At 58.5% G+C, this 26,436-nt stretch carries 25 protein-coding genes; 19 read left to right on the forward strand and 6 right to left on the reverse strand.

All coding sequences use genetic code 11. The features are described 5' to 3' along the window. Positions 1-324 precede the first annotated feature (324 nt). From NA78x_RS05040 to NA78x_RS05055, 4 genes are all read left to right on the forward strand, one after another. A complete protein-coding gene (locus NA78x_RS05040; protein WP_425617335.1) occupies positions 325-1,182 on the forward strand; it encodes a prephenate dehydrogenase in 858 nt (285 codons plus the stop codon). Then, positions 1,163-4,129 (forward strand): phosphoribosylformylglycinamidine synthase subunit PurL, encoded by a 2,967-nt coding sequence (gene purL, locus NA78x_RS05045; protein ID WP_425617336.1) that lies wholly within the window; start codon positions 1,163-1,165, stop codon positions 4,127-4,129. Before NA78x_RS05040 ends, purL begins: the two co-directional genes overlap by 20 nt. 154 nt (positions 4,130-4,283) lie before the next feature. Then, the gene (locus tag NA78x_RS05050; RefSeq protein WP_425617337.1) at positions 4,284-4,751 is read left to right on the forward strand and encodes a flagellar basal body-associated FliL family protein; all 468 of its coding nucleotides are present in this window, start codon (positions 4,284-4,286) and stop codon (positions 4,749-4,751) included. A 233-nt stretch (positions 4,752-4,984) separates the two neighbouring features. After that, positions 4,985-6,142 (forward strand): prenyltransferase/squalene oxidase repeat-containing protein, encoded by a 1,158-nt coding sequence (locus NA78x_RS05055; protein WP_425617338.1) that lies wholly within the window; start codon positions 4,985-4,987, stop codon positions 6,140-6,142. A 138-nt stretch (positions 6,143-6,280) separates the two neighbouring features. Here the strand turns inward: NA78x_RS05055 and NA78x_RS05060 are convergent, their stop codons facing one another. The 5 genes from NA78x_RS05060 to NA78x_RS05080 form a co-directional block, all read right to left on the reverse strand. After that, the gene (locus NA78x_RS05060) at positions 6,281-6,883 is read right to left on the reverse strand and encodes a DNA-3-methyladenine glycosylase (protein ID WP_425617339.1); all 603 of its coding nucleotides are present in this window, start codon (positions 6,881-6,883) and stop codon (positions 6,281-6,283) included. A 7-nt stretch (positions 6,884-6,890) separates the two neighbouring features. Further along, positions 6,891-8,672 (reverse strand): amidohydrolase, encoded by a 1,782-nt coding sequence (locus NA78x_RS05065; RefSeq protein ID WP_425617340.1) that lies wholly within the window; start codon positions 8,670-8,672, stop codon positions 6,891-6,893. A gap of 64 nt (positions 8,673-8,736) precedes the next feature. Beyond that, positions 8,737-9,408 carry a hydrolase gene (locus tag NA78x_RS05070; protein WP_425617341.1) on the reverse strand — a complete coding sequence of 224 codons (672 nt, stop codon included), beginning with the start codon at positions 9,406-9,408 and terminating at the stop codon, positions 8,737-8,739. Positions 9,409-9,514: 106 nt separating this feature from the next. Continuing rightward, positions 9,515-10,213, reverse strand: a complete 699-nt coding sequence (locus NA78x_RS05075; RefSeq protein WP_425617342.1) for a pirin family protein — start codon at positions 10,211-10,213, stop codon at positions 9,515-9,517. 83 nt (positions 10,214-10,296) lie between these two features. Beyond that, the gene (locus tag NA78x_RS05080) at positions 10,297-10,773 is read right to left on the reverse strand and encodes a MarR family winged helix-turn-helix transcriptional regulator (protein WP_425617343.1); all 477 of its coding nucleotides are present in this window, start codon (positions 10,771-10,773) and stop codon (positions 10,297-10,299) included. Positions 10,774-11,541: 768 nt separating this feature from the next. Between NA78x_RS05080 and rpsB the strand changes: the two genes are divergently transcribed. From rpsB to NA78x_RS05125, 9 genes are all read left to right on the forward strand, one after another. After that, complete coding sequence (gene rpsB, locus NA78x_RS05085) at positions 11,542-12,315, forward strand: 30S ribosomal protein S2 (protein ID WP_425617344.1); 774 nt, start codon at positions 11,542-11,544, stop codon at positions 12,313-12,315. Positions 12,316-12,546: 231 nt separating this feature from the next. Then, positions 12,547-13,377 carry a translation elongation factor Ts gene (gene tsf / locus NA78x_RS05090; RefSeq protein ID WP_425617345.1) on the forward strand — a complete coding sequence of 277 codons (831 nt, stop codon included), beginning with the start codon at positions 12,547-12,549 and terminating at the stop codon, positions 13,375-13,377. A 213-nt stretch (positions 13,378-13,590) separates the two neighbouring features. Beyond that, positions 13,591-13,773, forward strand: a complete 183-nt coding sequence (rpmF, locus tag NA78x_RS05095; protein WP_425617346.1) for a 50S ribosomal protein L32 — start codon at positions 13,591-13,593, stop codon at positions 13,771-13,773. Between the two features lie 16 nt (positions 13,774-13,789). Then, positions 13,790-14,701: an ACP S-malonyltransferase gene (gene fabD / locus NA78x_RS05100; RefSeq protein WP_425617347.1), complete on the forward strand. Its 912-nt coding sequence runs from the start codon at positions 13,790-13,792 to the stop codon at positions 14,699-14,701. A 144-nt stretch (positions 14,702-14,845) separates the two neighbouring features. Beyond that, positions 14,846-15,616 carry a 3-oxoacyl-[acyl-carrier-protein] reductase gene (gene fabG, locus NA78x_RS05105; protein WP_425617348.1) on the forward strand — a complete coding sequence of 257 codons (771 nt, stop codon included), beginning with the start codon at positions 14,846-14,848 and terminating at the stop codon, positions 15,614-15,616. 529 nt (positions 15,617-16,145) lie between these two features. Continuing rightward, complete coding sequence (locus tag NA78x_RS05110; RefSeq protein WP_425617349.1) at positions 16,146-17,144, forward strand: phosphotransferase enzyme family protein; 999 nt, start codon at positions 16,146-16,148, stop codon at positions 17,142-17,144. A gap of 183 nt (positions 17,145-17,327) precedes the next feature. Further along, on the forward strand, positions 17,328-17,663 hold the full coding sequence (gene rpsR / locus NA78x_RS05115; RefSeq protein WP_425617350.1) for a 30S ribosomal protein S18: 336 nt from the start codon (positions 17,328-17,330) through the stop codon (positions 17,661-17,663). Positions 17,664-17,840: 177 nt separating this feature from the next. Beyond that, a complete protein-coding gene (locus NA78x_RS05120) occupies positions 17,841-18,191 on the forward strand; it encodes an ArsR/SmtB family transcription factor (protein WP_425617351.1) in 351 nt (116 codons plus the stop codon). Beyond that, positions 18,172-18,705 (forward strand): SRPBCC family protein, encoded by a 534-nt coding sequence (locus NA78x_RS05125; protein WP_425617352.1) that lies wholly within the window; start codon positions 18,172-18,174, stop codon positions 18,703-18,705. Before NA78x_RS05120 ends, NA78x_RS05125 begins: the two co-directional genes overlap by 20 nt. A gap of 45 nt (positions 18,706-18,750) precedes the next feature. On the opposite strand, the gene lysS is transcribed toward NA78x_RS05125, so the two are convergent. Then, a complete protein-coding gene (gene lysS / locus NA78x_RS05130; RefSeq protein WP_425617353.1) occupies positions 18,751-20,340 on the reverse strand; it encodes a lysine--tRNA ligase in 1,590 nt (529 codons plus the stop codon). 395 nt (positions 20,341-20,735) lie between these two features. Between lysS and NA78x_RS05135 the strand changes: the two genes are divergently transcribed. The 6 genes from NA78x_RS05135 (at position 20,736) to NA78x_RS05160 (ending at position 26,372) form a co-directional block, all read left to right on the forward strand. Beyond that, positions 20,736-21,062, forward strand: coding sequence for a hypothetical protein (locus NA78x_RS05135; protein WP_425617354.1), 327 nt, complete (start codon positions 20,736-20,738; stop codon positions 21,060-21,062). A gap of 38 nt (positions 21,063-21,100) precedes the next feature. After that, complete coding sequence (locus NA78x_RS05140; RefSeq protein ID WP_425617355.1) at positions 21,101-22,135, forward strand: transglutaminase family protein; 1,035 nt, start codon at positions 21,101-21,103, stop codon at positions 22,133-22,135. 72 nt (positions 22,136-22,207) lie between these two features. Further along, the gene (locus tag NA78x_RS05145) at positions 22,208-22,633 is read left to right on the forward strand and encodes an Hpt domain-containing protein (protein ID WP_425617356.1); all 426 of its coding nucleotides are present in this window, start codon (positions 22,208-22,210) and stop codon (positions 22,631-22,633) included. A gap of 43 nt (positions 22,634-22,676) precedes the next feature. Next, the gene (locus NA78x_RS05150; protein ID WP_425617357.1) at positions 22,677-24,266 is read left to right on the forward strand and encodes a sensor histidine kinase; all 1,590 of its coding nucleotides are present in this window, start codon (positions 22,677-22,679) and stop codon (positions 24,264-24,266) included. Continuing rightward, on the forward strand, positions 24,263-24,733 hold the full coding sequence (locus tag NA78x_RS05155) for a response regulator (RefSeq protein ID WP_425617358.1): 471 nt from the start codon (positions 24,263-24,265) through the stop codon (positions 24,731-24,733). Before NA78x_RS05150 ends, NA78x_RS05155 begins: the two co-directional genes overlap by 4 nt. Beyond that, positions 24,726-26,372, forward strand: a complete 1,647-nt coding sequence (locus NA78x_RS05160; RefSeq protein WP_425617359.1) for a response regulator — start codon at positions 24,726-24,728, stop codon at positions 26,370-26,372. Before NA78x_RS05155 ends, NA78x_RS05160 begins: the two co-directional genes overlap by 8 nt. Positions 26,373-26,436 lie beyond the last annotated feature (64 nt).

A 26,436-nucleotide genomic window follows, 5' to 3' on the forward strand; every position in this document is an offset into this window, starting at 1 on the left:
TCAAACGGTTATCAAGAAATCGAGTGATTACGCCGATGCACGACTGCCAACCGATTCGAACACAAGGGTTTGCGGCGATTCGGCGGCGCAAAATTTTTGCTCAAAAAGTTATCACCTTCGCCGCGCCAGCCGGCAATCGAAAAGAATCGTTGGTCCGGCGAGAAGGGTGCGAAGTTGCCCCTTCCGAGTTGAGGTCTGGAGCGTCGATTTGAGAAGGGGCAGCGCCGTGGATTTGCGAAGTGATATTTCGGTCCCGTCCGCAGCGGGCTCGGTTTTGTTACAATCGCGGTTTTCTGCCAGTGCCAGCAAACTCGGGCAGCACGCATGAAACGGTGGGAGCAAGCAGCGATTGTCGGCGTGGGGCTGATTGGGGGCTCCATCGGGTTGGCGCTGCGCCGCGCTGGACTAGCGAAGCAGATCATCGGTGTCGGCAGGTCCGCGGCCAGTTTGCAAAAGGCCATTTCGCGCGGAGCCATCGATCAGCTGGTGCTGGAATCGGCCGGCGAATTGCCCGAAGTCGATCTGGTGATTGTCTGCACGCCCATCGACCTGGTAGCCAAACATGTGGCCTGGTGGGCCAATTCGGCCGCCGAAGGGGCACTGCTCACCGATGCGGGAAGTACGAAGGCCAACATTGTGGCCGAGGTCGACGGCCAACTGCACCTGCACAATCCGCGACAGGTCCGGTTCATCGGCAGTCATCCCTTGGCCGGCAGTGAGAAGACCGGGGTCGAACACGCTCGCGAGAGCTTGCTCGATGGCCGCATCGTCGTTATCACGCCCAGTGAGCACACCGCGCCGTCGGCCGTGGACGAAGTGCAGCTGCTGTGGAAGTCGCTGGGTGCCGGCGTCGTGACGATGGAGCCTGCTGCGCATGATGCGGCCGTGGCCAGTACGAGTCACTTGCCGCATTTGATTTCGTCGCTGCTCGCGGCGGTTACTCCGCCGGATCTCTTAAAACTCACCGCTGGTGGCTGGCTCGATACCACCCGCGTTGCTGCCGGCGATGTCTCGCTGTGGCAACAGATTTTGCTCGACAACCGCGAGCCAGTGCTCGCGGCGTTGTCGCGTTTTGAAACCGATCTCGCCTTATGGCGTCGTGCGCTGGAGCAGCGCGATGCCGTGGCCCTGCAATCATTGCTCCAGCAAGGGAAGACCATCCGTGACGCTGTGGGAAATTGACCTGCATCCTGCTGCCGGTGAGCGCGACCTGCTCGCGACCGCAGCCATTTCACAAGCGGCCGATTTGGGCCTGGGCTCGTTTCGCGCTGCAGCCGTGCGCGGCTTCTTGCTCGAAGGTGATCTGTCGCAAAGCCAGGTCGAGCAACTGGCGCGCGAACTGCTGGCCGATCTGGTGGTCGAAGTGCCGGTCGTCTCGAAAGTGGGCGATGCCGCGCTGCTGACCGCACCCAAGGCCTCGGGGCTCAATGGCGGCAGCCAACTTGTCCATGTGTTTCCCAAGCCGGGCGTCACCGATCCTGTCGCAGCGAGCACACTCACGGCGATTGCCGATTTCGGCCTGCAAGCCGATGCTGTCGTAACGCTGCGCAAGTACTGGTTGGCAGATCTATCCAGCGATCGCTTGCAACTGCTCGTGAAGAAGCTGCTGGCCAACGATTCCATCGAACAGGCGGTTGTCGGTCCGTTGAACTTGACGCAACTGCACGTCGGTGCGCCGGCCAAGTTTGAACTGAAGACGGTGCCGATTCGTCAGTTGACCGACGAGCAACTCGTGGCTCTCAGCCGTGCGAACACGCTGAGCCTCACACTTGTCGAAATGCAGACCATTCAGCAGCACTTTCGCACGCTCGATCGCGAGCCCACCGATATCGAGCTGGAATCGATCGCGCAAACATGGAGCGAGCACTGCAGCCATAAGACGCTGGCCGGCCGCGTGAACTATCGCGATGAGAATGGCGAGCGCAAGTTCAACAACATGCTTAAGGAGACGATCTTTGCCGCGACGCAGAAGATTCGTGGCAACCTGGGAAAAGACGATTGGTGCGTCAGCGTGTTCAAAGACAACGCGGGCGTCATCAAGTTCAACGATGAGTTTCACATCTGCTTTAAGGTGGAAACGCATAATCGTCCGAGCGCCATCGAACCTTACGGCGGTGCCAATACGGGCGTCGGCGGTGTAATTCGCGATACGCTGGGCACGGGCCTCGGTGCCAAGCCGATCTGCAATACCGATGTCTTCTGCTTTGCTCCGCCCGATATGCCACTCGAGCATTTGCCGCCGGGCGTGCTGCATCCGCGGCGAATCATGCGCGGCGTGGTCTCTGGCGTGCGCGATTACGGCAACCGCATGGGCATTCCGACGGTCAACGGTGCGATCTATTTCGACGAACGGTACGTCGGCAATCCGCTGGTGTTCTGTGGCAACGTCGGATTGATCCCCGTCGACAAAGCGGCCAAGGAAACTCAGCCCGGCGACTTGATTGTTGCCATTGGCGGCCGCACGGGGCGCGATGGCATTCACGGCGCTACGTTCAGCAGCGTGGAACTCACCAGCCAAAGCGAAAAGGTCTCGGGCGGCGCGGTGCAGATCGGCAATGCGATTACCGAGAAGATGGTGCTCGATGTGCTGCTGCAAGCGCGCGACGAAGGCTTGTACACAGCCGTGACCGATTGCGGCGCAGGTGGCTTTTCGTCAGCCGTTGGTGAGATGGGTGCTGATATCGGGGCCGAAGTTTGGCTCGACCAGGCTCCGCTCAAGTACGATGGGCTGAGCTATGTCGAAATCTGGATCAGCGAAGCGCAAGAGAGGATGGTCTTCAGCGTGCCTGAAGACAAGTGGCCGCGTTTCGAAGCGTTGTGCAAGGCAGAGAATGTCGAAGCCGTGGCGCTGGGCAAGTTCACTCCCACGGGTAATCTCACGCTGAAGTATCAAGGACAAACCGTCGGCGAACTGGCGATGGAGTTCTTGCATGAAGGTCGGCCCAAGGTCGAACGGCAAGCTGTCTATTCGCCGCGCACGCCGGCGGCAATGAGCACCGTCGTTAACGCTCGGGTGAATCACGAAGCGACGTTGCTCCGGTTGCTTGGTTCGCTGAACATAGCCAGCAAGGAATGGGTGATTCGCCAGTACGATCACGAAGTGCAAGGTGGCAGTGTGATCAAGCCGCTGACCGGCGCGACCAACGACGGCCCGAGCGATGCGGCCGTGCTGCGTCCCGTGCTCGGCTCGCGACAAGGCATTGTCGTCTCGTGCGGCATGAACCCGCGGCTGGGTGACTTCGATCCTTATCACATGGCGGCCAGTGCCATCGACGAAGCGGTGCGCAATTGCGTGGCCGTGGGAGCCGATCCCTCTCGAATCGCGATTCTCGATAACTTCTGCTGGGGCTATACCGATCGGCCGGAAACGCTCGGCGAACTAGTGCGCGCGGCGCTGGCCTGTCATGACTTGGCGCTCGATTTGGGCACGCCGTTCATCAGCGGCAAGGACAGTCTCAACAACGAGTACAGCTACGATGCCGATGGCGTTCGTAAAACGATCTCCATTCCTTCGACGCTGCTCATCAGCGCGCTCGGGCAGGTGAACGATGTGAGCAAGTGCGTGACGATGGACCTGAAGCAGGCCGGCAACTTGATCTATCTGGTCGGCAACACGCGCGACGAACTCGCTGGCTCCCATTTGCACTTGGTGAGCGGCAACAACGTCCTCAGCCCCAATGCCTGCGGCAGCGAAGTGCCGAAGGTGAACGGCAAGGTTGCCAGCCAAACCTTTCAAGCGATGCACGCGGCCATTCAAGCGGGGACCGTGCGGGCCTGTCACGATCTGAGCGAAGGTGGTCTCGCCGTGGCGATCGCAGAGATGGCGTTTGCGGGCAATCTCGGTGCGAAAGTTCGCCTCGCCAACGTCCCCACCGATGTTCCCGCTGAAGAACGAACGGCAGAGTTCGAAAGTGTGCTGCTGTACAGTGAATCGAACACGCGGTTCCTGGTCGAAGTGCCCGCTGAAAAGAAGTCCGCCTTCGAATCGGCCCTGGCCGGCGTTCCGCATGCCGCGATCGGCGAAGTGACCGCCAGCGACCGCTTGCAGATTGAAGGGAAGAGCAGCCTGCTGATCGATACGGCACTCAACTCGCTGAAGGAAGCCTGGCAAAAACCGCTGCGGTGGTAATTGCTGCATAATCATCACAATCGGCAAGACCGCGAAATCGAGCGTGCAAACCGAGACGATTGCCGCTGCGAACGCGCGGCTTCCGAGCATCGATCTTTCCAGCGCACTAGGTTTGCTTTGCTGGATGATCTTCGCACCCGGAAGGATGCTTGCCGTGGCCCGCTTCAACTTGCTGCTCGTCTTGGGACTCTTCCTCGCTGGCCTGGCCGGCTGTGGCAGTCCCGCGCCGAGCGCTGCCGGGTTGGATGTGCCGGAACTGCTCGAGCTGCTCGAAGACGAACAGCTGAAGCAGAATCCCCAAGCCTTCACCGAGGTCGACCTGGGCAAGTTCAAGGTCTCGCGGATGTTGCCTGGTGATGAAGGGCAGCTGCTCGTGCGTTTTCACTTGATCGGCATCGTGGCCGAAACGAAGCAGGAAGACTTTCAAGGAGAGCTGCCGAAGTACGAAACGCGCATTCGCGACTCGATCTTGTCGCTGGTGCAGCGGGCCGAACCCGAGCATCTGGCCGATCCCGCCATGAGCTTTATCAAGACCGAAATCATGGCCACCATCAACGACAAGATGCACAACCGCCTGCTGAAGAGCGTGGCGTTCAGCGACCTCTCGATCGAGCGTCGCTAAGTTCACTTCATCGCACGCTTGTCGCGCCGGCAAACACGGCTGTCGAACCGCGCGACAACACTTTCGCTCTTGCTCACTTGGCGGCAAAATCTGCGGCCGATTTCGCAACAAATCGGTAGCCGCGGTTGTTTGAAGTACAGGCATGCCATGTGCTACGCTGAGAAGCAAGGTTCTCTCGGCATACCTACTTCTTCTCGCCTTTTCCGGTGGCAGATTTCTTCAGGACACCAGTTATGCACACGGTTCAAGTTCGTCGGCGGTTGTTCTTGGCTGGCTTGGCCAGTCTCGCACTCGTTTCGCGATTCGGCCTCGCGCAAGAGAAGGGTGCCAAGAAGGAAGTGAAGACGGCTGCCGATCAAAAGAAGCTCGCCGCCACGGTCGCCAAGGCGATCGAGTATCTAAAGACCAAGGGTCAGGCCGAAGACGGCTCGTTCTCGAAACAAGCGGGCATCGGCGTGACGGCTCTCGCTGTTTCGGCAATGTTGCAAAACGGTCTCACAGCGCAAGACCCAGCGGTTGCCAAGGGACTGAAGTTTTTGGAAACGAACATTCAGCCCAGCGGCGGCATTCATTCGCCGAAGAGCCGTTTCGTGAATTACGAAACGTGTTTGGGTGTCATGACGTTCGCCAATGCGAACAAGGAGGGCAAGTACGACAAAGTGCTTGCCGATGCCAACAAGTTTTTGAAGACCATGCAGTTCGATGGTGAAGAAGGACACGACAAGGACAGTCCCGAGTTCGGCGGTGGTGGCTATGCTGCGGCAAGTTCCAAGGGTGGTCGCCCCGATCTTTCCAACACCGCCTTCATGGTCGAAGCCTTGCGAGCCTCGGGCTCCGGTGCGGACGATCAGGCCGTGCAGAACGCCATCATCTTCGTCTCGCGGTGCCAGAACCTGGAATCGCCCCACAACACAACGCCGCCAGCCGCCCTCGTCAACGATGGTGGCTTCTATTACTCGGGAATCACGGGCGACAAGAAGGGCGAAGACGCTCTGCCGAACGGCGGCCTGCGCAGCTATGGCACCATGAGCTATGCCGGTCTGAAGAGCCTCATCTTTGCTGGTGTGGGTCCAGAAGATCCCCGCGTAAAAGCTGCGGTCGGCTGGATCGGCAAGAACTACGACCTGGAGAGCAATCCGGGCATGGGTAGCTCGGGGCTGTATTACTACTATCAAACCTTCGCCAAGTCGCTCGACACGATGGGCAACTCGACTGTCAAAGACGACAAGGGTGGCGAGCACGACTGGCGGAAAGACCTCGTCGAAGAACTCGCCAGCCGTCAGCGCGACGATGGCGCGTGGGTCAACACCAACGGTCAATGGATGGAAGGCGATGCCAACCTATGTACCTGCTTTTCGTTGCTCGCCCTGAGCCACTGCAAGGCGAAGTAAACGCAGCTCTACCCTTTACGCCCCCGCCCCTGCGGCGGGGGTTTAATGGCTTTTGCACTAGGTGCGGCCTCGGCTATTACTGGACCCAACCGTCGATTCGGCGGCCGCCAGCGGCTCAGTTAACCGGTCGGGCAGCAGCTATCGGTTCAACTTCTTCGTTCCGCTCAGGAACATGTTGCCTCGCAGATAGAACCGCAGGGGCAACTCGTGCGCACTGGTCACGCCGATGCGAGTGGAAGTGCCGATCGCGTCGGCAGAGAGTTTGAACTCCGGCGATTTAGCAATCCACAGCTGTTCTGCGGTGGTCAAGTCACCGCCGTCCTGAGCTCGCGTAATATCCAGCGCCGCACACAGCCGCGCTGGTCCTCGAGCGAGATCACGCGTCGTTGAGAGCGGCCGGCGAGCCTGCATCAGTTCGAGATTGATCAGTGGTTCAAGAGCCCGAATCAAGACGGCACTGCCGATACCAGCGGACTCGGTCACGGTGTTGCAGCACCACTTGGCATGAATCGAATAAACATACGCATGCCCCGGTTCGCCGAACATCGCGGCGTTCCGTTTCGTTTGCCCCTTCGCGGCATGACAAGCCGGGTCGCCACTGGCCAGGTAAGCTTCGGTTTCAACGATCAGTCCGCCACACAGGCCGAGCGGCGTTTCGCGCAGCAGCAACTTTCCCAGCAGTTCGCGGGCGACGATCTCGGGAGGCCGATCGTAAAACGAGCGGCGGAGCGGAGCATTCATGCACTCACTATAAGTTGCAACCGCAGCCCACGGTCCACACACGACCATCAGCGGCCATGATGGGCGTGTGTTGATGAATCGGCGGAGAGGGGAGCGAATTGTTGTAGCCGCCCACATGCTTCACCGGCGACCAATCGGGACTGACAGGCGGCAGGGGCGGCGCATGGGAGGCGAACTCGCTGGACCCATGCACGACGCGGCCACCAACGAGCGTGAGCACACTTTCGAGGCCGCGAATGGCGTCGTCTTCGATGGCGAAGTAGTCGTCACTCAGCACCGCCAGATCGGCAAATCGACCGACGGCCAATGTTCCCTTCCGATCGTCTTCGCTGCTGAACCAAGCGCTGCCGTGCGTATAGAGCCGGAGTGCCTGTTCGCGCGAGAGCCGCTCGGACTCTTCGTGCAGGACGGTCCCACCGACCGTTTTCGATGTGACCATCCACCAGAGGCAAGTCCACGGATGGTAACTGGCCACGCGTGTGCCGTCGGTTCCAGCGCCGATGGGTAAGCCCATCGCCAGCATTTTCTTCAACGGCGGCTTGCGTTTGGCTGATTCCAAGCCGAAGCGGCGAATGTAGTACTCGCCCTGGTAGGCCATGCGATGCTGAATGGCGATGCCGCCGCCAAGCTTTTGAATCCGTTCGAGGTTCTTATCGGAGATGGTCTCGGCGTGATCGATAAACCAGCGAAGCTTGTCGATGGGAACATCGCGATGCACCCGCTCGAAAATGTTCAGAAACCGGCCGATCGATTCGTCATAGGTCGCGTGAATCCGCCACGGCCACTTCGCTTCGGCCAACATGCGCACGATGGGTTCCAGTTCGCTCTCCATCGTCGGCTTCAGGTCTGGGCGAGGCTGCAAAAAGTTCTCGAAGTCGGCAGCACTCCAAACGAGGTTCTCGCCGGCTCCGTTCACCCGCAGCAGATCGCTTCCTTCGCCGGGGCGCGTCATCTTCAGCCAGCGAGCGTAGTCGGCTTGCTCTTCACCACTCTTTTGCGCGAATAGGCTGTAGGCGACGCGCACCGTCAGGTGACCATCCTGGTCGAGCTTCTTCGCCACGGCGTAGTCGTCGGGATAGTTCTGCCCACCACCGCCAGCATCAGCCACGCTGGTGACACCAAAGCGGTTGAGCTCGCGTAGATAGTGCCGCGTGCTGTTCAATTGATCGTCAAATGACAGCTTGGGAGCATTGGCAATCGTAGAGTAGAGAATGAGTGCGCTGGGCTCGGCGATCAGCAGACCGGTGGGATTCCCCTTGGTATCGCGGGCGATGAGACCACCGGGCGGATTGGGCGTGCTTTTATCAAATCCCAGAGCCACGAGCGCCGCCCGATTGAGCAACGCGGAATCGTACAGGTGCAGCAGGAACACCGGCGTGTGTGGTGCCGCTTCGTTCAGTTCGGCGAGCGTCGGCATGCGACCTTCGGCGAATTGAAACTCGTTCCAGCCGCCGATGACGCGAACCCATTGCGGCGGCGGAGTGCGTTCGGCCTGTTGCTTCAATTGTTCGAGTGCCACCCCGAGCGTGGGAACGCCATCCCAGCGAAGCTCGAGGTTGTAGAAGAGCCCCGCGCGAATCACATGCAGGTGCGAATCGTTCAGGCCCGGAATCACGCGCCGCTGGCGCAAATCGATGGTCTGCGTCCGCGTTCCTGCCAACTTGAGCATCTGATCATCAGAACCGAGCGCGGTGATCACACCACCGGAGATCGCCAGCGCCGTGACCTCAGGCTGGGCCGGATTGAGTGTCGTGATTTTGCCGTGATAGAGAATGATGTCGGGCGTCATGCTTTTGATTCCTTCAACTCCCGCCACAAAGGCGACGGGAGGGGCGGTGTAAGTGAGGCATCAACTACCTGGTAACCTTCCGCGCGGCAGGTGCTTTGTGAACCATGGTGTAAGCGTATTCGATGCCCACGCCGTACGCGCCGCCATGTTCGCGGAAGATGTTCATCAGCGCGTCGTAGTGATCGCGATGAGCCCAGTCTCGTTGAAATTCGAGGACAGTGGCGACGCTGGTCATGCGAACTGCGCCGGCCTGCACCATGCGGGAGAGAGCCGCTTCGTGAGCTGCCGGCGAGGTGCCCGCAGAGGCATCTTCGACGACATACACGTTATACCCTTCGGACAGCATGTTGAGCGCGGGCCAGGTGATACAGACTTCGGTCCAGAGCCCCGACAGGATCACATTTTTACGTCCCGTTTTCTTAATCGCTTCGCGAAACGCGGGCGTATCCCACGAGTTCATGCCCGTCCTTTCGATCGGCTGTTGGTCCGGGAAGATATCGAGCAGTTGCGGCCACATCTGCCCACTGAACGATTCGGTTTCGACCGTGGTAAGAATGGTGGGAACTTGGAATTCTTTCGCTCCGCGAGCGAGCATCAGCACGTTGTTCATCAGCAGTTGACGGTCGATGCCGCTACTCACGCCGAACGACATCTGTGGTTGATGATCGATAAACACCAGCACGCTGTTGTCGGCAGTGATCAAGCCACCATCGGTGTGGGGAAGAATATTGGCCATGAGAGTTTCTTTCGAAGTTGGGATGGGAAATGGGGAAAGTCGGAACCAAAAAGTAGTGCCAAAGCCAGTGAACCCCCGCCGCAGGGGCGGGGCGGAAGTAAAAAGTTTAGGCCAGGTCGAACAGCATCACTTCGGCGTTGCTGGTGGCTTCGATAGCCAGCGAAGTTTCGTCACTGATGGCTGCGCCGTCGCTGGTGGCGAGGGCCTGACCATTCAACGTCACACTGCCGCGCAACACTTGCAGCCAGGCATGCCGGCCGCTAGCCACTTGCTGCGTCACGCTCTGCCCTTCATCAAGGGAAGCCAAATAGATCTTGGCATCTTGATGAATCCGCAGCGAGCCTTCGGCAGCATCTCGCGAAGCGACGAGCCGCAGCCGGTTGTGCCGCTCTTCGTCGGCGAACCGCTTCTGCTCGTAGCTGGGCGTCAGGCCATTGGCTTCCGGGAACAACCAGATCTGATACAGGTGGACGGGTTCGCTCGTGGACGGGTTGAATTCGCTGTGCGTGATGCCGGTTCCAGCCGTCATCCGTTGGAATTCACCGGGCCGCAGCACTTCGCCGTTTCCCATCGAATCTTTATGTTCCAGGGCACCTTCCAGCACGTAGGTCACAATTTCCATATCGCGATGCGGATGGGTGCCGAAGCCTTGGCCGGCAGCGACCCAGTCTTCGTTCATCACCCGCAGAGCACGAAAGTTCATGTGCTGCGGATCGCGGTAGGTCGAGAATGAGAACGTGTGGTAAGTGTTGAGCCAGCCGTGATTGGCGTGGCCTCGTTCTTTAGCTTTTCGGACTTGGATCATGGCTGGCTCCTTTTTAGACGACTAATGAACTGTTGATATGTAAACTACCGGCACAAAGCCTGGACCTTACAGGCAACCGCCAATTATTCACTTGCCCCCTCCGCCGCCCGGGCCTTTTCCAGCAAACTGCCGAGTTGAGCCAGCTCCGCCTTGGTGAGATGCCCTACCAACTGGCACTGCAACGCCTGCAGGGGCTTGTCCAGCTTGTCGAGCAATTTCATGGCTTTGCGGGTGATTTCGACGAAGACAACGCGGCGGTCGGCGTCGTCGCGGCGACGAACGACCAGTTCTTGCTTTTCCAGGCGGTCGATGAGCCCGGTGATGGCCGGCACAACCTGAATCATCCGCTCGGCAATTTCGAGCGAAGGGAGAGGCTGCCCCTCGCCACGCAAAATCCGCAGCACGTTGTACTGCGAGTTCGTCAGGCCGAAGGAGCGAAACAGTCGTCCCAGGCGATTGTCGATCCAATCGCCGGTCCGCAGCACCTGGATAACTGCCTCCTGCTCCGGTGATTCGAAAGGCTGCTTCTTTTTCAGCTCTTGTTGCAAATGGGTCGCCATGACTGCTCCGGGCTCTGTCGCTAATTTATTTCATAGTTAATTTTTACATTGTTCTCAGTTGGCAATCAAGTGCCTTTATGTTTATTTTTATATGTGCCGTAAGTCGTTGCCTTGGCAAAGCGACTGCCGGCCTGTTAGTGGGAATTTGAATTCCATTGGTGCGGGCCGGCCAAACGCCAGACAGGGGGCTGTTCAGGGGGTGCAGAGAGCGAGCCAAGGTGGTTATCAAACGGTTATCACGAAACGGCCTGATTACCACGCAAGACGCTCGGCAAGTTATTCAGCCACAAGAAGTTAGAGGCGATTCGTCGAATTGAAAATCCGGATAAAAAAGTTATCAAAACGGGACGGCTCGGAGGGTGCGATGAAAAGTTATCGGCGCGGCGGAGTGGATTGGGCAGTGGCGACAGAACTGCCATTGTGCTGGCAAGTACAAACGGCAATCGCGACGGAGTTTCGCCCGCCAGGCGTTCCGGTTGGTAGAGGCAGACGTAGCCAGCACTTCGCCTTGACCGTAGCGGTGGCCCTGATAAGATGAGCGATTCGTTTTGGTCCGTCCCCGCAGGTGCGGGGGTGAGAAGGCGTTTTTATCGGCGTTTTCTGATTGCGGATGAGCCGTGTGGCTCTGGCGGTCGATCTAGTTGCTTTTCCCTGCTGTTTGTTTCCTGGCCCGTTTGGATCAGTGAAACAGGGCGAAGGTGTCCGTTTCGGCGGCACCTGTGGCACGTGTGCCATGTCCCTTCAAGGCAGCCATAAGGAGTTTGGTTCGTGAGCGATACTCTAGTTCCTGAATTGATTGAAGCGGGCGTGCACTTTGGTCACCGGGCGAGCCGGTGGAATCCGAAGATGGCACCTTATATCTATGCCCGTAAGAATGGCATTCACATCATCGACATCCGCGAAACCGTTCGCGGTTTGTTGCGGGCCAAGAAGTACCTGGCTCAGGTTGCTTCGCAAGGCAGCTTGATTCTGTTCGTCGGCACCAAGCGTCAAGCCGGTCCGGCGGTCGAGCGAGAATCGCTCCGCTGCCACATGCCGTTCGTCAGCGAACGCTGGCTCGGTGGTTGCTTGACGAACTTCCGCACCGTTCGCAGCCGGCTGACCCGCCTGGAACAGGTCGAGAAGATTCGCGCTGGCGAAGAACTGGCCACGTACAGCAAGAAGATGCAATCGTCGCTGTCGCGCGAATATCGCAAGATGTACCGCAACTTGAACGGTATCCGCACGCTGAACCGCATGCCGGAATGCCTCGTGGTCGTCGATCCGAACAAGGAAAAGAACTGCATCAAGGAAGCACGTTCGCTGGGCATCACCACCGTCGCGTTGATCGATACCGACTGCGATCCAGACGTGGTCGATCTGCCCATTCCAGGCAACGACGACGGTATCCGCAGCGTCGAACTGATCATGCGTCACCTGGCCGAAGCGATCCTGATCGGTTCGCAAGCCGCTGCCGCCGCGAAGGGCAAGGACAAAGATGCCAAGCCTGAGCCAATCAGCGCTGCAGCAGCTGCCGCCGCCGCGAAAGATGGCAACGCGTAGATAGCAGTATTCACTCCCTCGCCCCTGTAGCTTGGGGAGAGGGCCGGGGTAAGGAGCTGGAGCGGTTGGGGCTCAGCTCCCATGAACCCCCGACGAATCACGAGTGTCTTGAATTGGTTGGCTACGTTAGCACCCACGTCAGCCCCTCACGCTAACCCTCTTCCCGGAGTATCGAGGAGAGGGAACTAAGACAAAAAATACTTTCAACAAGACGATTCAGGAGATACGACCATGGCAGAAATCACCGCCACCCTGGTCCGCGAATTGCGCGATGAGACCGGCCTCCCCATGATGGATTGCAAAAAGGCTTTGATCGAAGCCGGGGGCGACAAAGAAAAGGCTAAAGAAACGCTGCGCAAGAATGGTATCGCCATTGCTGCCAAACGCAGCGATCGCGAGACCGCGTTCGGCCGCTTTGGCATCTATCACGGCGTCGGCAAAACCGCTGGTGCCGTGGTCGAACTGAAGTGCGAAAGCGCTCCGGTTGCCAACAGTGCCGAGTTCATTCAGCTGGCCAACGACATGGCTCAAGCTCTGGCCACCGGCCCTGGTGCGAATACCGCTGACGAACTGCTCGATCAGCCTTCGCCCAGCAACCCTGGCAAGAAGCTGCGTGAAGTGAAGGACGACATGTTCAATCGCATCCGCGAAGTCTTCAACGTCGGGCGCATGCACCGCGTCGAAGGTGGCTCGGGCGCTTACAGCCACAACAGCGGTACCGTTTCGGGCGTGCTGTTGCAGTTGGAAGGTGGCACCGACGAAGCTGCCAAGGACGTCGCCATGCACGTGGCCGCCATGCGTCCGCTGGCCTTGTCCAAAGAAGAGATCGACCCAGCGTTGATCGAAAAAGAACGCGAAATCCTCAAGGAAGCCGCGCTCAAGGAAGGCAAGCCCGCCAATATCGTCGACAAGATGGTTGAAGGCCGCTTGCGTAATTTCTACGCCGAAAAGGCTCTGCTCGAACAGCCCTTCGTCAAGGAACCAAGCTTGACGGTGGCTAAGTTCGCGGAAGCTGCCGGCATGAAGATCAAGAAGTTCCTGCACTGGGAACTGGGTCGCTAGATCCCGTAGATTTGCCACTTGGGTGGCAGTAGCCTCGAAGAGGCGACAAACATTCAGCCGTAGGCGAAAGCCTGCGGTTGACAAAGCTGTCGAAGTGCTGCAAACGCCTTGACAGTGCTTCGCGTGACCCCTAACATCGGTCGTTTCTCTGCAAATCAATGGTTAGCGGACGATCGCCCTTTTGGTTCCTTCGTCGGTAGATTCGAGACAGTCATGGCAGTACCAAAGCGACGACATTCCAATTCGCGGACCGGCAAGCGTCGGTCGCACCACGCTAAAACGCCGAAGCAATCGTCGTTCTGCCCGAAGTGCAGCACGTCCACGCTTCAGCACGTAGTTTGCGAAAAGTGCGGCTACTACATGGGCCGTGTGATTGTAGAAACGCCAGAGACCTAAACCGGAACGTCTGGTCTTGAGCAAGATCGTCCTCCTTTTTCCTGGGCAGGGTGCACAGGCCGTCGGCATGGGCCGGCAATTGGCCGAGACACTCCCTGCTGCGCGGGCCCTGTTCGATCGAGCCAACAGTATTCTGGGCTACGACTTGGCCCAGCTATGCTTCGAAGGTCCTGCTGAAAAGCTGGACTCGACCGTCTATAGCCAGCCGGCCCTGTTTGTGTGCAGCCTCGCCGCTCTCGAGCAGCTGAAAGCCACACAGCCAGAAGTTGCCAACGACGCCCAAGCCGCCGCCGGCCTGAGCCTGGGCGAATACACAGCCCTGGTCTTTGCCGGGGTGATGTCGTTTGAGGATGGCCTGAAGGTCGTTCAGCAGCGCGGTCAAGCGATGCAAGACGCCGCCGACGCAGTGCCCAGCGGCATGGTCAGCGTGCTGGGCCTCACCATCGAACAAGTGCAAGCCGTCTGCGACGAAGCCCGCCAGCCTGGTGAGGTGCTGCAGATCGCCAACATGCTCTGCCCGGGCAATACCGTGATCAGCGGCCATAAAGCAGCCTGCGACCGGGTGCCTGCGATTGCCGAAAAAGCCGGCGCCATGAAGACGATTCGCCTGGCGGTGGCCGGTGCGTTTCATACGTCGATCATGGAGCCCGCTGTGCAACGATTGGCCGCGGCGCTGCAGCACGTTCCACTCGTTCGGCCACGCATTCCGGTTATTTCCAACGTCGACGCACTGGCCCACGACGATCCGCACGAGATCCGGCATTTGCTGGTTCAGCAGGTGGTGTCGCCGGTTCGCTGGGAAGACTCGATGCGGTCGCTGCTCGGTCAAGGCTATGCACCCTTCTGGGAAATTGGTCCCGGACGCGTCCTCCGCGGCCTGCTCAAGCGGATCGATCGCAAGGTCGCCGCTGACGGCATCGAAGCGTAGTTCCTCCATCGACTCGGAAGAGGGCCGGGGCGAGAGGGAGACTTGCGTGCTCTCACCATCGGGCGATCATCCAGCCGCATTACCCCTAACCCTCTCCCCGGAGTACCGAGGCGAGGGAACCAGTCAAATACAAAGGAAAGAGCCATGGCCGATAATCCCTACGACAGCTTGAAGGTCGATCTCAACGGGCAGATTGCCGTCGTCACTGGTGCCTCGCAAGGGCTGGGTAAAGCCATCGCGATGGCGATTGCCAAGAGCGGCGCCAAGGTCGCCTGCATCGCCCGCAATGCCGAAAAGCTGGCAGCGGTCGTGGCCGAGATCACCGCGGCTGGCGGCCATGCCGAAGCATTCCCGTGCGACGTGCGCGAGTCGGTAGCCGTCGATAAGGTGATGAACGACATCAATGAGAAGTGGGGCCGCATCGACATTCTCGTCAACAACGCGGGCGTCACCCGCGACACGCTGCTACCAATCATGACCGACGAACAATGGGACGAAGTGATCGCCACCAACCTGCGTGGGCCGTTCCTCTTTGCCCGTGCAGCGGGCCGCCTGATGATGCGCCAGCGCTATGGCCGGATCATCAACATGTCGAGCGTTTCGGGCCTGATGGGGAACGCTGGCCAGACCAACTACTCGGCATCGAAGGCTGGCCTCATCGGTTTCACCCGCAGCATGAGCCGCGAACTGGCCAAGCGCAAGGTGACTATCAATGCCGTGTGCCCAGGCTTTATCGAAAGCGAAATGACGGCCATCCTCGGCGACATTGTGATTGAAGAAGCCAAGAAGCGGATCCCTGCCGGCCGCGTTGGCAAGGCCGAAGATGTCTCGGCCTGCGTACTGTTCCTCGCGAGCCCCGCAGCGGGTTATGTCACCGGCGCGGTGCTGACCGTTGACGGCGGTATGACGGGGTAGTCCTGTGCTGATCGCTAAAGGCTAGGCTGCTGCGCTGATTGCTCCCGCTGGATTCCGTTGATGACGTCTAATCCGTACCAATCACCCGCGGCGCAGCAGGAGGGTCAGTCAACGGGACGTGTGTTTGCCCCTGCGAGTTGCTTAATCGCCATTGGGATCCTTTCGAGCCTATGTGTGGCACTGCCGCTCATGTTGGACGTTGTTGCTCTGACGGCTGGCTTTGTCGATCAGTGGCATCAAGCCGCTGGAATGTCCAATCGAACGAAAGTGACCATTCGCGCAGTTTGCAGCGGAGCAGTGCTGCTGTCCAACATCGCAACGATTTGGGGCGCAGTCCAAATGCTTCGCCTGCAAAGCCGAAGCGCTGCGAAACTGGCGTGTATCCTCGCCGTGATCCCCTGTTTATCGCCCTGCCTCATCCTCGGCATCCCCTTCGGGATTTGGGGGCTATTGGTCCTGCAAGACGAGCAGGTTAAGAACGCGTTTCGGAGTTGAGCCCAGCTCGATCCCTAGGCGATGAAACGCACAAATGAATGGCACTTCCCCAGGCTCACAACTCGATCCATCCCTGCTGCAATTGCTGGTCGAGCCGTACGGGCTGGCTGCAGCAGACTTGCGGTGGATTCGGTCCTCGCAGAATTGCGTCTACGAACACGCGGGCGATCCGCCAGCGATCGTCCGCATCTCGCACGGCCGCGGCCGAACGCTCGAACAGGTCGAAGCTGAGATAGCTTGGGTTGCCGAGTTGGCAGCACAGGGGCTTCCTGTCTGCCAAGCGATCCTGTCACCGGCAGGTCGCATGTGCGAACGCGTTATTCACAATGGTCAAGAGTTTCTGGTCGTCCGCTTTCAACGGGCCCCGGGCCGGAAGGTGGAACTGGCTGATAGTGATGCCGCGGTCTATCGCCAGCTAGGGCAACTGACTGGGCGGCTACACGAAGCATCGTTCGCGCGGGTGAGCGATGTCTCAACGCGGTACCATCGTCCACGGTGGTTCGACTCGCGATTGCTGACGGCTGACCTGGAGCGTTACGCCGCTGGCCAGCCAGCATTTCAAAAGTGGGTGTACGGTCTCATTGCCCAACTGGCTGGGCAAACTCGCGATGCCCTAGGGCTCGTGCATGCCGATATCCATTTCGGCAATCTGTTTCTGCACGACGGCCAGCTGTGGATTTTCGACTTCGACAACTGCGAATACGGCAGCGTGGAGCAGGATTTGGCGACCATGCTGTACGACGCGATTTACTGCCGGGTGCTGAACCGAGTTCCGCCGGCGGAAGTCAACACTCACGTCCGCTCCCGGTGGCAAAGCTTTCTCGGTGGCTACCGGACGGTACGCCGCGACCACGCGTTCGACGAAGAGCTGCTGCGGAAGTTTCTCGTCCTGCGAGAGGCGATCATCTACCTGCACTATCACCGCGTGCTCGACCTGAATAGCGTCTCGCGGGCCTTCCTGGCTGGACTAGACCAGATGCGGCGGAACGTGGAGCAGGAAACCACCGAGATCGAACTGGCGGAAACATCGTGAGATTACAGACTTGCGGCGAAACTGCCGATACTGGTGACTTGCCTGTTGAAGGGGCAAAAACCCGCGATTGAGCCTTGCGTAAGTAGCACAATGCCGTAAAATCACGGGTTCCCAATTTTCAAGTTCTCCGGCTAGCAAAGTCTTGCCGGCTTATGACCATGGAACTTTAAGAGCACTCAAGTTATGTCGATGTACAGCGGTGGTGGTGGAGGCGGTGGACGTGATGGTGGTGGCGGTCGTTTCGGTGGCCCTGGCGGTAAGGGGAACATGCGAAACAAGAAGCGCCCGAAGGCCCGCATCAAGATCAAGAAGCGCGATCCAATTTGGGTCGATGGTGAACGTCCTCGGCCGATGTTCGTCGACTACAAGGACATCGAGCTCCTCAAGAAGATGATCAATCGCCACGGCAAGATTGTCAGCCGTCGCAAGACGGGCTGCACCGCACTCAGCCAGCACAACGTGGCTCTCGCGATCAAGCGGGCTCGCTTCATGGCTCTGCTGCCCTACGTCGGCGAGTAAGATCCGTCGAGCCCTTGGGCTCCGGGTTTCGATTTGACGAATTCTGTTTGACAAAGAATCAGCTTCTCACGATCTTCGGGAGAAGCTGTTTTTCGTTTCTTGCCGCGCACTTGCTTGACGGTGCCATCGCGAGGATGTATTTTTCCATTTAGTTAATTAACCAAATGGTGAAATACGATGAGCGATCCGCTGAGTGCTACGTTTGCCGCGCTGGCCGATCCGACGAGGCGGGCCATCTTGGCTCGACTTGCTCGGGGCGAGACTTCGGTGAACGAGCTTGCCAAGCCTTTCAAGTTGAGCCTGCCGGGCATTTCCAAGCACCTGAAAGTGCTCGAACGCTGCGGGCTGGTGACGCGCAGCCGCGATGCCCAGCGACGACCATGTCGACTGGATGCTTGCCGGCTGAAGGAAGCGGCTGAGTGGCTCGCGCACTATCAAGCGTTCTGGAGCGACAGCTTCGATCGGCTCGATGATCACCTGCAGCAACTTCAAGGCAAGGAGAAGAAACGTGCACGAACCAAAAAGTAACTTCCCGGTAGAACCGCAGGTCTTCATCAGCCGCATGTTCGATGCGCCGCGCGAACTCGTGTTCCGCGCTTGGACCGATCCCGCACAACTCCCCTCGTGGTTCGCGCCGCGCGGCTGCAGCGTTAGTTTTCGGCAACTCGATATACGCTCGGGAGGCTCGTTTCACTCCTGCATTCAGACGCCCGATGGCTACGAGTGCTGGTGCGCGGGAGAGTACCGCGAGGTGGTGCCGAATGAGCGAATCGTCTTCACCATGGCCGTGGCGAATGCGGCGGGCGAACTTGTGGAACCGACTGCCGTGGGGATGGACCCGAGTTGGCCGCGCGAGACCATCGTGACAGTCACCTTCGAAGAGGTGGATGGCAAAACAAAACTCACGCTTCGCCAAACGGTGAACGAAGCTCTCGCCAAGAAAACCGGCGCTCATCCCAGCTGGTTGCAGATGCTCGATCGCCTGGCCGAGCAATTGCCAAGCGGTCAGTTCGCTAGTGTTTCACCTGCCGAGGCTTCATGACCATTCGCACTGGAGGCCACGGAATGGTCACGGGCTCGGCGTTGCTTACTCCGGACGCAAGATCGGGAACAGGATCACGTCGCGAATGGTTTGCGTGTTGGTGAGCAGCATGACGAGGCGGTCGATGCCAATGCCGAGACCACCGGCGGGTGGCATGGCATGCTTGAGTGCGCGGACGAAGTCGGTGTCCATCTTGGCCATCGTATCGTCGGCACCCTGACCCGCGAGTTGAGTCTTGAAGAGCTGTTCTTGCAGATCGGGGTCGTTCAGTTCGGTGTAGGCATTCGCCACTTCCATGCCATGCACAAACAGTTCGAACCGCTCGGCAACGGCGGGATTGCTGGTCTTGCGCTTGGTGAGCGGGCAGATGCTGGCCGGGTAGTCGGTGACGAAAATCGGGCCGACGAGCGCATCTTCGACCTTCTCTTCGAAGACTTCGCTCTTGATGACGTCGGGGTGCTTGCCGGCAGTTTCAAAGCCGATCTTCTCGGCGAGGGCCTTTACTGCGGCAGCATCCTGCGGATCGATGCCTGTTTGTTCTCGGAACAATTCGTCGTACGTTTTGCGCTGGAACGGGGGCGTGAAGTCGATCTTCTTTTCGCCCCAGGGCCGGACGAAGTCACCATCGAGCGCGCTGATGGCATTGCAGATCACAGCCTCGGTCAGGTCCATCATCGTTTCGTAGTTGCCGTACGCTTGATAGACCTCCAGCATGGTGAACTCGGGGTTGTGCTTCGGGCTGATCCCTTCGTTGCGGTAAACGCGGCCCAGTTCGTAGACGCGTTCCATGCCACCCACCAGCAGTCGCTTGAGATGCAGTTCGAGCGCGATTCGCAGGAACAGTTGCATGTCGAGCGTGTTGTGATGCGTGATGAACGGTCGGGCTGCGGCTCCACCGGCGATGGTATGCAGCGTGGGGCCTTCGATTTCGCAATAACCTTGCTCGTTGAGGGTGCGGCGAATGGAAGCAACGACCTTGGTCCGCTGCAAGAATCGCGGCAACACACCTTCGGTATAGGCAAGATCGAGATAGCGCATGCGATGACGCAGTTCGGGGTCGGCCAGCCCCGCGTGTTTGTCCGGCGGAGGGAGCACGCTCTTCGAGAGAAAGTGCAGCTTCTCGGCGAAGATGGTGAGTTCACCGAGCTTGGTATAGCGCAGTTCGCCATCGACTCCGATGAGATCGCCCAGGTCACAACACTCAGCCAGCTTCCAGCTTTCTTCGCCCACTTGCGCACGGCCGACGAACAACTGAATCTTGCCGGTCCAGTCCTGAATATCGATGAAACGCAGCTTGCCCGTATCGCGATGCAGCACGATCCGCCCAGCCGCACGAACCTTGGGGCCTTTGAGTTCGCCCTTGCCTTGATCGGCCAGCCACTTGCGAAAATCGAGATCAGGCTGCGACTCGCGCGAAGGAGGTATGACGCTCTCGCCCGACTCCTTCACAAAGACCACTTCGTTGACTCGCGACCGGATCTCGCCGAGCAGCGACCGCTCGTCGAATCGCTGGCCCCAAGGGTCGATGCCCATCTCGATGAGCTTGCGCATCTTTGCGCGGCGAGCTGCTTCGTGTTCTCCTTCGGTGGCGGAATCGTTGGCAGCGGGGGGGACGGGCAGTTCAGGTGTGGTCATGTTCGGTCAGTTATTTGACGGAGAAGTTGCGCGATTGCGTAAAGGGTACGGACCCTGAATCATTGAAGAAGTTCGCAATTTTAGACGCTGATTTTAGAGGCTACAGCAACAGGGTCAACGGCAATGACTTGGGGCTGAAGATGAGCCAGCGGTGACCACCTTGTATCGCAGCCTTGCAGCGGCTTAGCGCCGCAGAGGGCGACGTTTGCGCGTCACGATCAGCGTGAACCGCGTAAGTAGTGCCTGGAGTGAATTTAAGCACCTGATTCGCTAGCACTTCATGCGAAAACAGGGGCCAGGTAGGGTTTGGCCCACGAATTGCTCTGCACTCGGAGAGTTCGTCGCCGGGTACCTGCCCGTAGCGGCTGTTCGGATCACTTTCGGAGGGTAAGATCATGCTGCGTTTTACTGGGATGCTGCTATTCGTTGCCCTGACCGGCCTGTTGGGTGGTGCGGTTTACGCCTCGTCTGAGACGCAAGCTGCCGCTGAACCGCAGCTTCACGAGGGCACGGTAGTCTCCGCGGGAACTGGCCAGGTGAGCATGAAAACCGCCGACGGTAAGGAGCACGTCTTCAAGACGAACGACACGACTCGCATCACCGTGAACGGAAAACCGGGCAAGCTGGAAGATCTGAAGCCGGGCATTCAGATTCGCGTAATGACCGACCAGATGAACAAAGTCACTTCGATCTCCACCGTTGACGATCGCAAGCGATTGTAACTTTCCCGCAGATTCCGTTTGATAAAGCCAGGGATGCTATGACACTACTCGAGCCTAAGTTGGCAGCTCCCGCTTCCCCTGGAACGCATCACGCTCCAGCGCAATTGGCAAATCATGCCCCTGTGGCAGCTGCCACGGCGGGAGCCCTTGGGCCAGCACAGCTCAAGCCAACCAAGCCCTCGATTGCGATCAAGGTTGCCGACCAGAAAACCCGTCGGCTGAAGGTGCAGCACCGGAATGTGTTTCAATACGACCGGTCGGTCAAGCGCAGCGTGCATCGAATGCACCTGAAGCCCGTGACCGATGTCAAGCAGCGACTTCTCTCGCACCAGCTATTCTGCCAGCCCGCATCGGACGTCATTGCCTACGAGGACGTATTTGGCAACGCGACTTACCGCACCGAAGTCAAAAGTCCCTACACCGAGCTGTCGGTGATCGCGGAGAGTGTCGTCGAACTAGTTGATGACGATCCGTTCGCATTTGCGAACCTGCCGATTCGCCCCGCGTTTCCGGTGTCGTGGATGCCGTGGGAGCTGACGATGCTCTCGCCATATTTGACCTCGGAAGAATTGCCGGAAACGCAATTGCGCGAGCTCTATGAATACGCGATGTCGTTCGTCGTGCGTAACTCGCGCGACTTGATGGAGACGCTGTTCGCGATCAACCTCGAGCTATACCGCCAATACAAATATGTCCCCGGCAGCACGGTGCTGCAGACTACCGCCTACGATGTGTTCACGTCGCAACAAGGCGTTTGCCAGGACTTTTCGAATCTGTTCATTTGCCTGGCCCGCTTGATGGGCATCCCGGCTCGCTATGTTTGTGGCTACGTGTATTGCCCGCAACTCGATAGCTTGCAGTCGGTTGCCTCGCATGCGTGGGTCGAACTGTATATTCCCAATGTTGGTTGGAAAGGATTCGATCCAACCAACGGCATCTTACCTAACCTGGATCATGTTCGAGTAGCCGTCGGCCGTCACTATCGCGACACAGCCCCGATAGCTGGCACCTTGTACACACCCGCCTTGGAGACAATGGCCGTTCACGTGCATGTCGCCCCGGCCGGGAACTAGCATCAACAGAACTGCTCCGAGTGAAACCAGGATTTGGCACGCTGAGGTTTATTAACGGCGAGGAACAGAGTCATGGCTCCCATTTTTGATTACAGCGGTTCCCTCCGCCGAATGGGCAACGATCGTGGCCTGTTTCAGGACATGATCGTGCTTCTCAACGAAGACGCGCCGCAGTACATCACGGCGATTCACCAAACCTACAGCGTTCAGGACTATCCCTCACTCAAACGCGCCGCCCACACTTTGAAAGGCCTAGTGCTGAACTTCGGTGCCACCCGCGCAGTGTCGGCGGCCATCGCCTTAGAAACCCTGACTCAAACGGCCGAGCGGGAGCCAAGCGAGAAGAACAACATTCCAGCGGCGATCGCCGAACTGGAAGCTGCGGTTGCCGAACTGCAGGCAGCGTTGTCGGAACATTGTGATCTAGGATCAACTGTCATCCGAGATAGCGCAACGACAAAACCCGGAGCCGCGAAATCGCAGGCGAAATCTTCCTGAAACTTGGCCCGCTTGATCGCGTGCAATTGCAAATCATCTTTTCATGTTTATCTACAAGTATAACAAGAGCATCCTGGTTGGCTTCTTGTTGGTATTCATCGCGCTGCTTGCCAACAGTGTCTTGTCGTACGTAAACCTCCAGCGTCTGCAGGCAACTGCCGAACGAGTCGAACATCAACATTCCGCGTTGGGTGAGCTCCAACAGCTCTTTCAGATCCTGCTCGACGCCGAAACCGGGCAACGTGGCTACCTCATCACGGGCGAAGACAGCTTTCTCAAACCATATCAATCCGCTTCGTTGTCGCTGCAACAAAAACTGCGAGTTGTCGGCAAGCTTGTGTCGACCGACGCCGAAGGGAAGAAGCTGTTCGAAGAGTTGGAAGCTACGATTGGCGACCGGATGCAATTGATCAAGGAGTCGATCGATGTGCGCGACAAGGAAGGTTTGGCCGCTGCCAGCAAGTTGACCGCCATGGGAGACGACAGGCCGGTGATGGACAAGATTCGGGCTCAAATCGGGGCTCTGGAGGCCCGGGAACAAACGATCCTGGCTCAGCACAACCTTGACTCGCACGTCAGCTATTGGACTTCGCTTGCCACTGGCCTGATCTCATCGGCGCTTGGTTTGGCATTGGCCATCAGCGGTTACATCCTGGTTTCGCGAGATCTCGTTCAACGCCAACAACTTTCCGAAGCTCTGCAAAAGTCGAAAGACCGCTTAGAAGACCGGGTCAAAGCCCGGACGATGGAGATCGAAGCCAGCAACAATGCGCTCCGCGATGAAGTCACGACGCGCACCCAGGCTGAGGCTGCGGCCCAGCAAGCTGCTCAGGAATTGCAACGCAGCAATCGTGAACTCGAACAATTCGCGTCCGTTGCCTCTCACGATCTGCAAGAGCCGTTGCGCAAGATTCAAGCCTTTGGCGATCGGCTGCAACTCCATTGTGGGGCACAACTGGGCGAGCGTGGCGCTGACTATCTGCAACGGATGCTTTCTTCGGCTGGCCGCATGCGCAAGCTGATCGACGATCTGCTTACGTACTCGCGCGTCGCCTCCAAAGCGCAACCTTTTAGTGCCGTCGATTTGAATGAAGTGGCCGAAGAAGTTGTGGGCGACCTGGAAGCTCGTTTACATGATGTGAAGGGGAAAGTCGAAATTGGCAAACTGCCGCACATCGAAGCCGATCCAACCCAAATGCGCCAGTTGTTTCAGAACCTGATTGGCAATGCGCTCAAATTCCATCGTCCCGATTTGCCACCCGTGGTTCAGGTTACCTCGCAGATCGTTCCTGCCCCCGCCAAGTCGAATGGCGAACACGCAGCCAACGGATCGGTCTGCGAAGTGACGGTGCAAGACAACGGCATCGGCTTCGAGCAAGTCTACGCCGATCGTATCTTCGAATTGTTTCAACGACTGCACGGCCGCGATGAGTACCAGGGGACGGGCATGGGGTTAGCCATTTGCCGTAAGATTATCGAACGGCATGCCGGTAACATTGCGGCCCACAGCGAACCCAATCAGGGGACTCGCTTTGTGTTCACTTTGCCGATCCAACAACGCAGCCCCAGCGCCAACTCGCCCGCAAACAGTCGACCTGCCACCCAGACCAGCAACCAGGAGATTCGCGCATGAATCGCGAAGGAAAACCAATCACGATCTTGATGGCCGATGACGACGCCGATGATCGCCAGATGACCCAGGAGGCATTCGACGAGAGCCGGCTCGCCAACGACCTGCGTTTTGTCGAAGACGGCGCAGAGTTGATGGACTATCTATTCCGTCGCAATAAATACAGCGAGCCCAGCAGTTCGCCTCGTCCCAGTCTGATCCTGCTCGACCTAAACATGCCGAAGAAAGACGGCCGTGAAGCGCTGCGCGAAATCAAGGCCGATCCCCGCTTGCGCAACATTCGCGTCGTGGTGATGACGACCTCCAAGGCCGAGGAAGACATCCTTCGCACCTACGACCTGGGGGCAGAATCTTATGTGACCAAGCCCGTGACGTTTACTTCGCTGGTCGATGTCATTCGCACGATCGGCAAGTACTGGCTCGAAATTGTGGAGCTTCCCGCTGGAGCCGATGGTGAAGGTAATGGGTGAGGGCCCCGTCCGCGTACTACTGGTGGAGGACGGCGAGGACGATTACTTGCTGACGAAGGAACTGTTCGAAGAGTTCCCACGCGGCTCGTATCATCTCGACCGCGTGGCGACCTACGAATCGGCCGTGCAAACATTCTCTGAATGCCACCACGACGTCTACCTGATCGACTATCGCCTGGGCAAGAAGAACGGATTGGAACTAATCGCGGAAGCTCAAAAGGCAGGGTGCCATTCCCCCGTCATCATTCTCACCGGTCAACGCGAACGGGAAGTCGACCTGCAAGCCATGCAAGCCGGGGCCGTCGATTATCTCGTGAAGGACCAACTGGCTGCCGATATGCTCGAGCGGGCCATGCGCTACGCTCTGCAGCGGGGCAAGCTGGAGGATGTGATTCGACAGGCGAATCAACAACTCGAACAGCGGGTGCAAGAGCGTACCGCTGAGCTGGCCCGCGTAAACGAAACCCTGCAGCTCGAAATCGCCGAGCGAAAGAAGGCGGAAGAGGCCTTGCGCGAGGCTGATCGGCTCAAGGACGAGTTCGTCGCCATGCTCGCGCACGAGTTGCATAATCCGCTCGCGCCACTTTCGGCCGCTTTGCAGCTCTTCGAACTGGATTCGAACTCCGTCGAACAAAACCACGAGCTACGGGTGATGATGTCTCGTCAGGTCGAGCAATTGATCCGCCTGATCGACGACCTGCTCGATGTTTCCCGCATTTCACGAGGCAAGCTTAACCTGCGTCGTGAGTCGTTCGCATTAACGGACGTGATCGATACGGCCTTGGATGTCAGCAAGCCAGTCATCGATTCGGCAAAGCATCGACTGGAAGTCGAGCTTCCCGGTCAGCCTTTGTTTCTCGACGCCGACAAGGTTCGCGTGTCTCAAATCATCAGCAATTTGCTAATTAATGCCGCGAAATACACACCGCCCAGCGGTAGAATCGAATTGTGCATCCAGCGCGAAGCTACCCAGGCTGTGATCACCGTCCGTGACAACGGCGTCGGCATTCCGCCGGAGATGCTGACCAAGGTCTTCGACCTCTTTACGCAGGTCGACAGCTCGCACACGCGTACGCATGGGGGCTTGGGCATTGGTCTCACTCTGGTAAAAACGCTAGTCGAAATGCATGGCGGCTCGATCATTGCCCGCAGCCAAGGCGTGGGCTTCGGAAGCGAATTTGTCGTTCGCCTCCCCTTAGCTCGCCCCGTCAACACACCACAGCCGATGGAAGCTCCCTTGCCGGTTCCACCCACCAAGCCCGTGCCCGTGTACCGCATTCTGATCGTTGACGACAACGAATCGGCTGGGTACCTGTTGGGCCGCTTGCTGCAAAAGCTGGGGCAGCACGTGCACACGGTTAGCAGTGCAACGGCTGCGCTGGAAGTGATCGCCTCGCTCAAGCCCGATATCTTGATCTCCGATATCGCCATGCCTGGCATGTCGGGCTATGAACTGGCGAGCGAGATTCGCGCCCGGTCGGAAGTGGTGCAGCCAACTTTAATTGCTCTTACCGGTTACGGCCGTGAATCCGATCGTCAGCAAGCACGCGATGCCGGTTTCGATCACCACCTGACCAAGCCCGTCGATCTGCAAGCGCTCGAGAAACTACTGCTGCAGTTAGGGCCGGATGAGAAGTAACTTCCCTTGGTACTGCAGCATGATTGGCTGAAAACGCCGCGACTGCTGGCGACAGTCATGGCTG

It is taken from the genome of Anatilimnocola aquadivae, assembly GCF_049819085.1.
GTDB lineage: Bacteria > Planctomycetota > Planctomycetia > Pirellulales > Pirellulaceae > Anatilimnocola.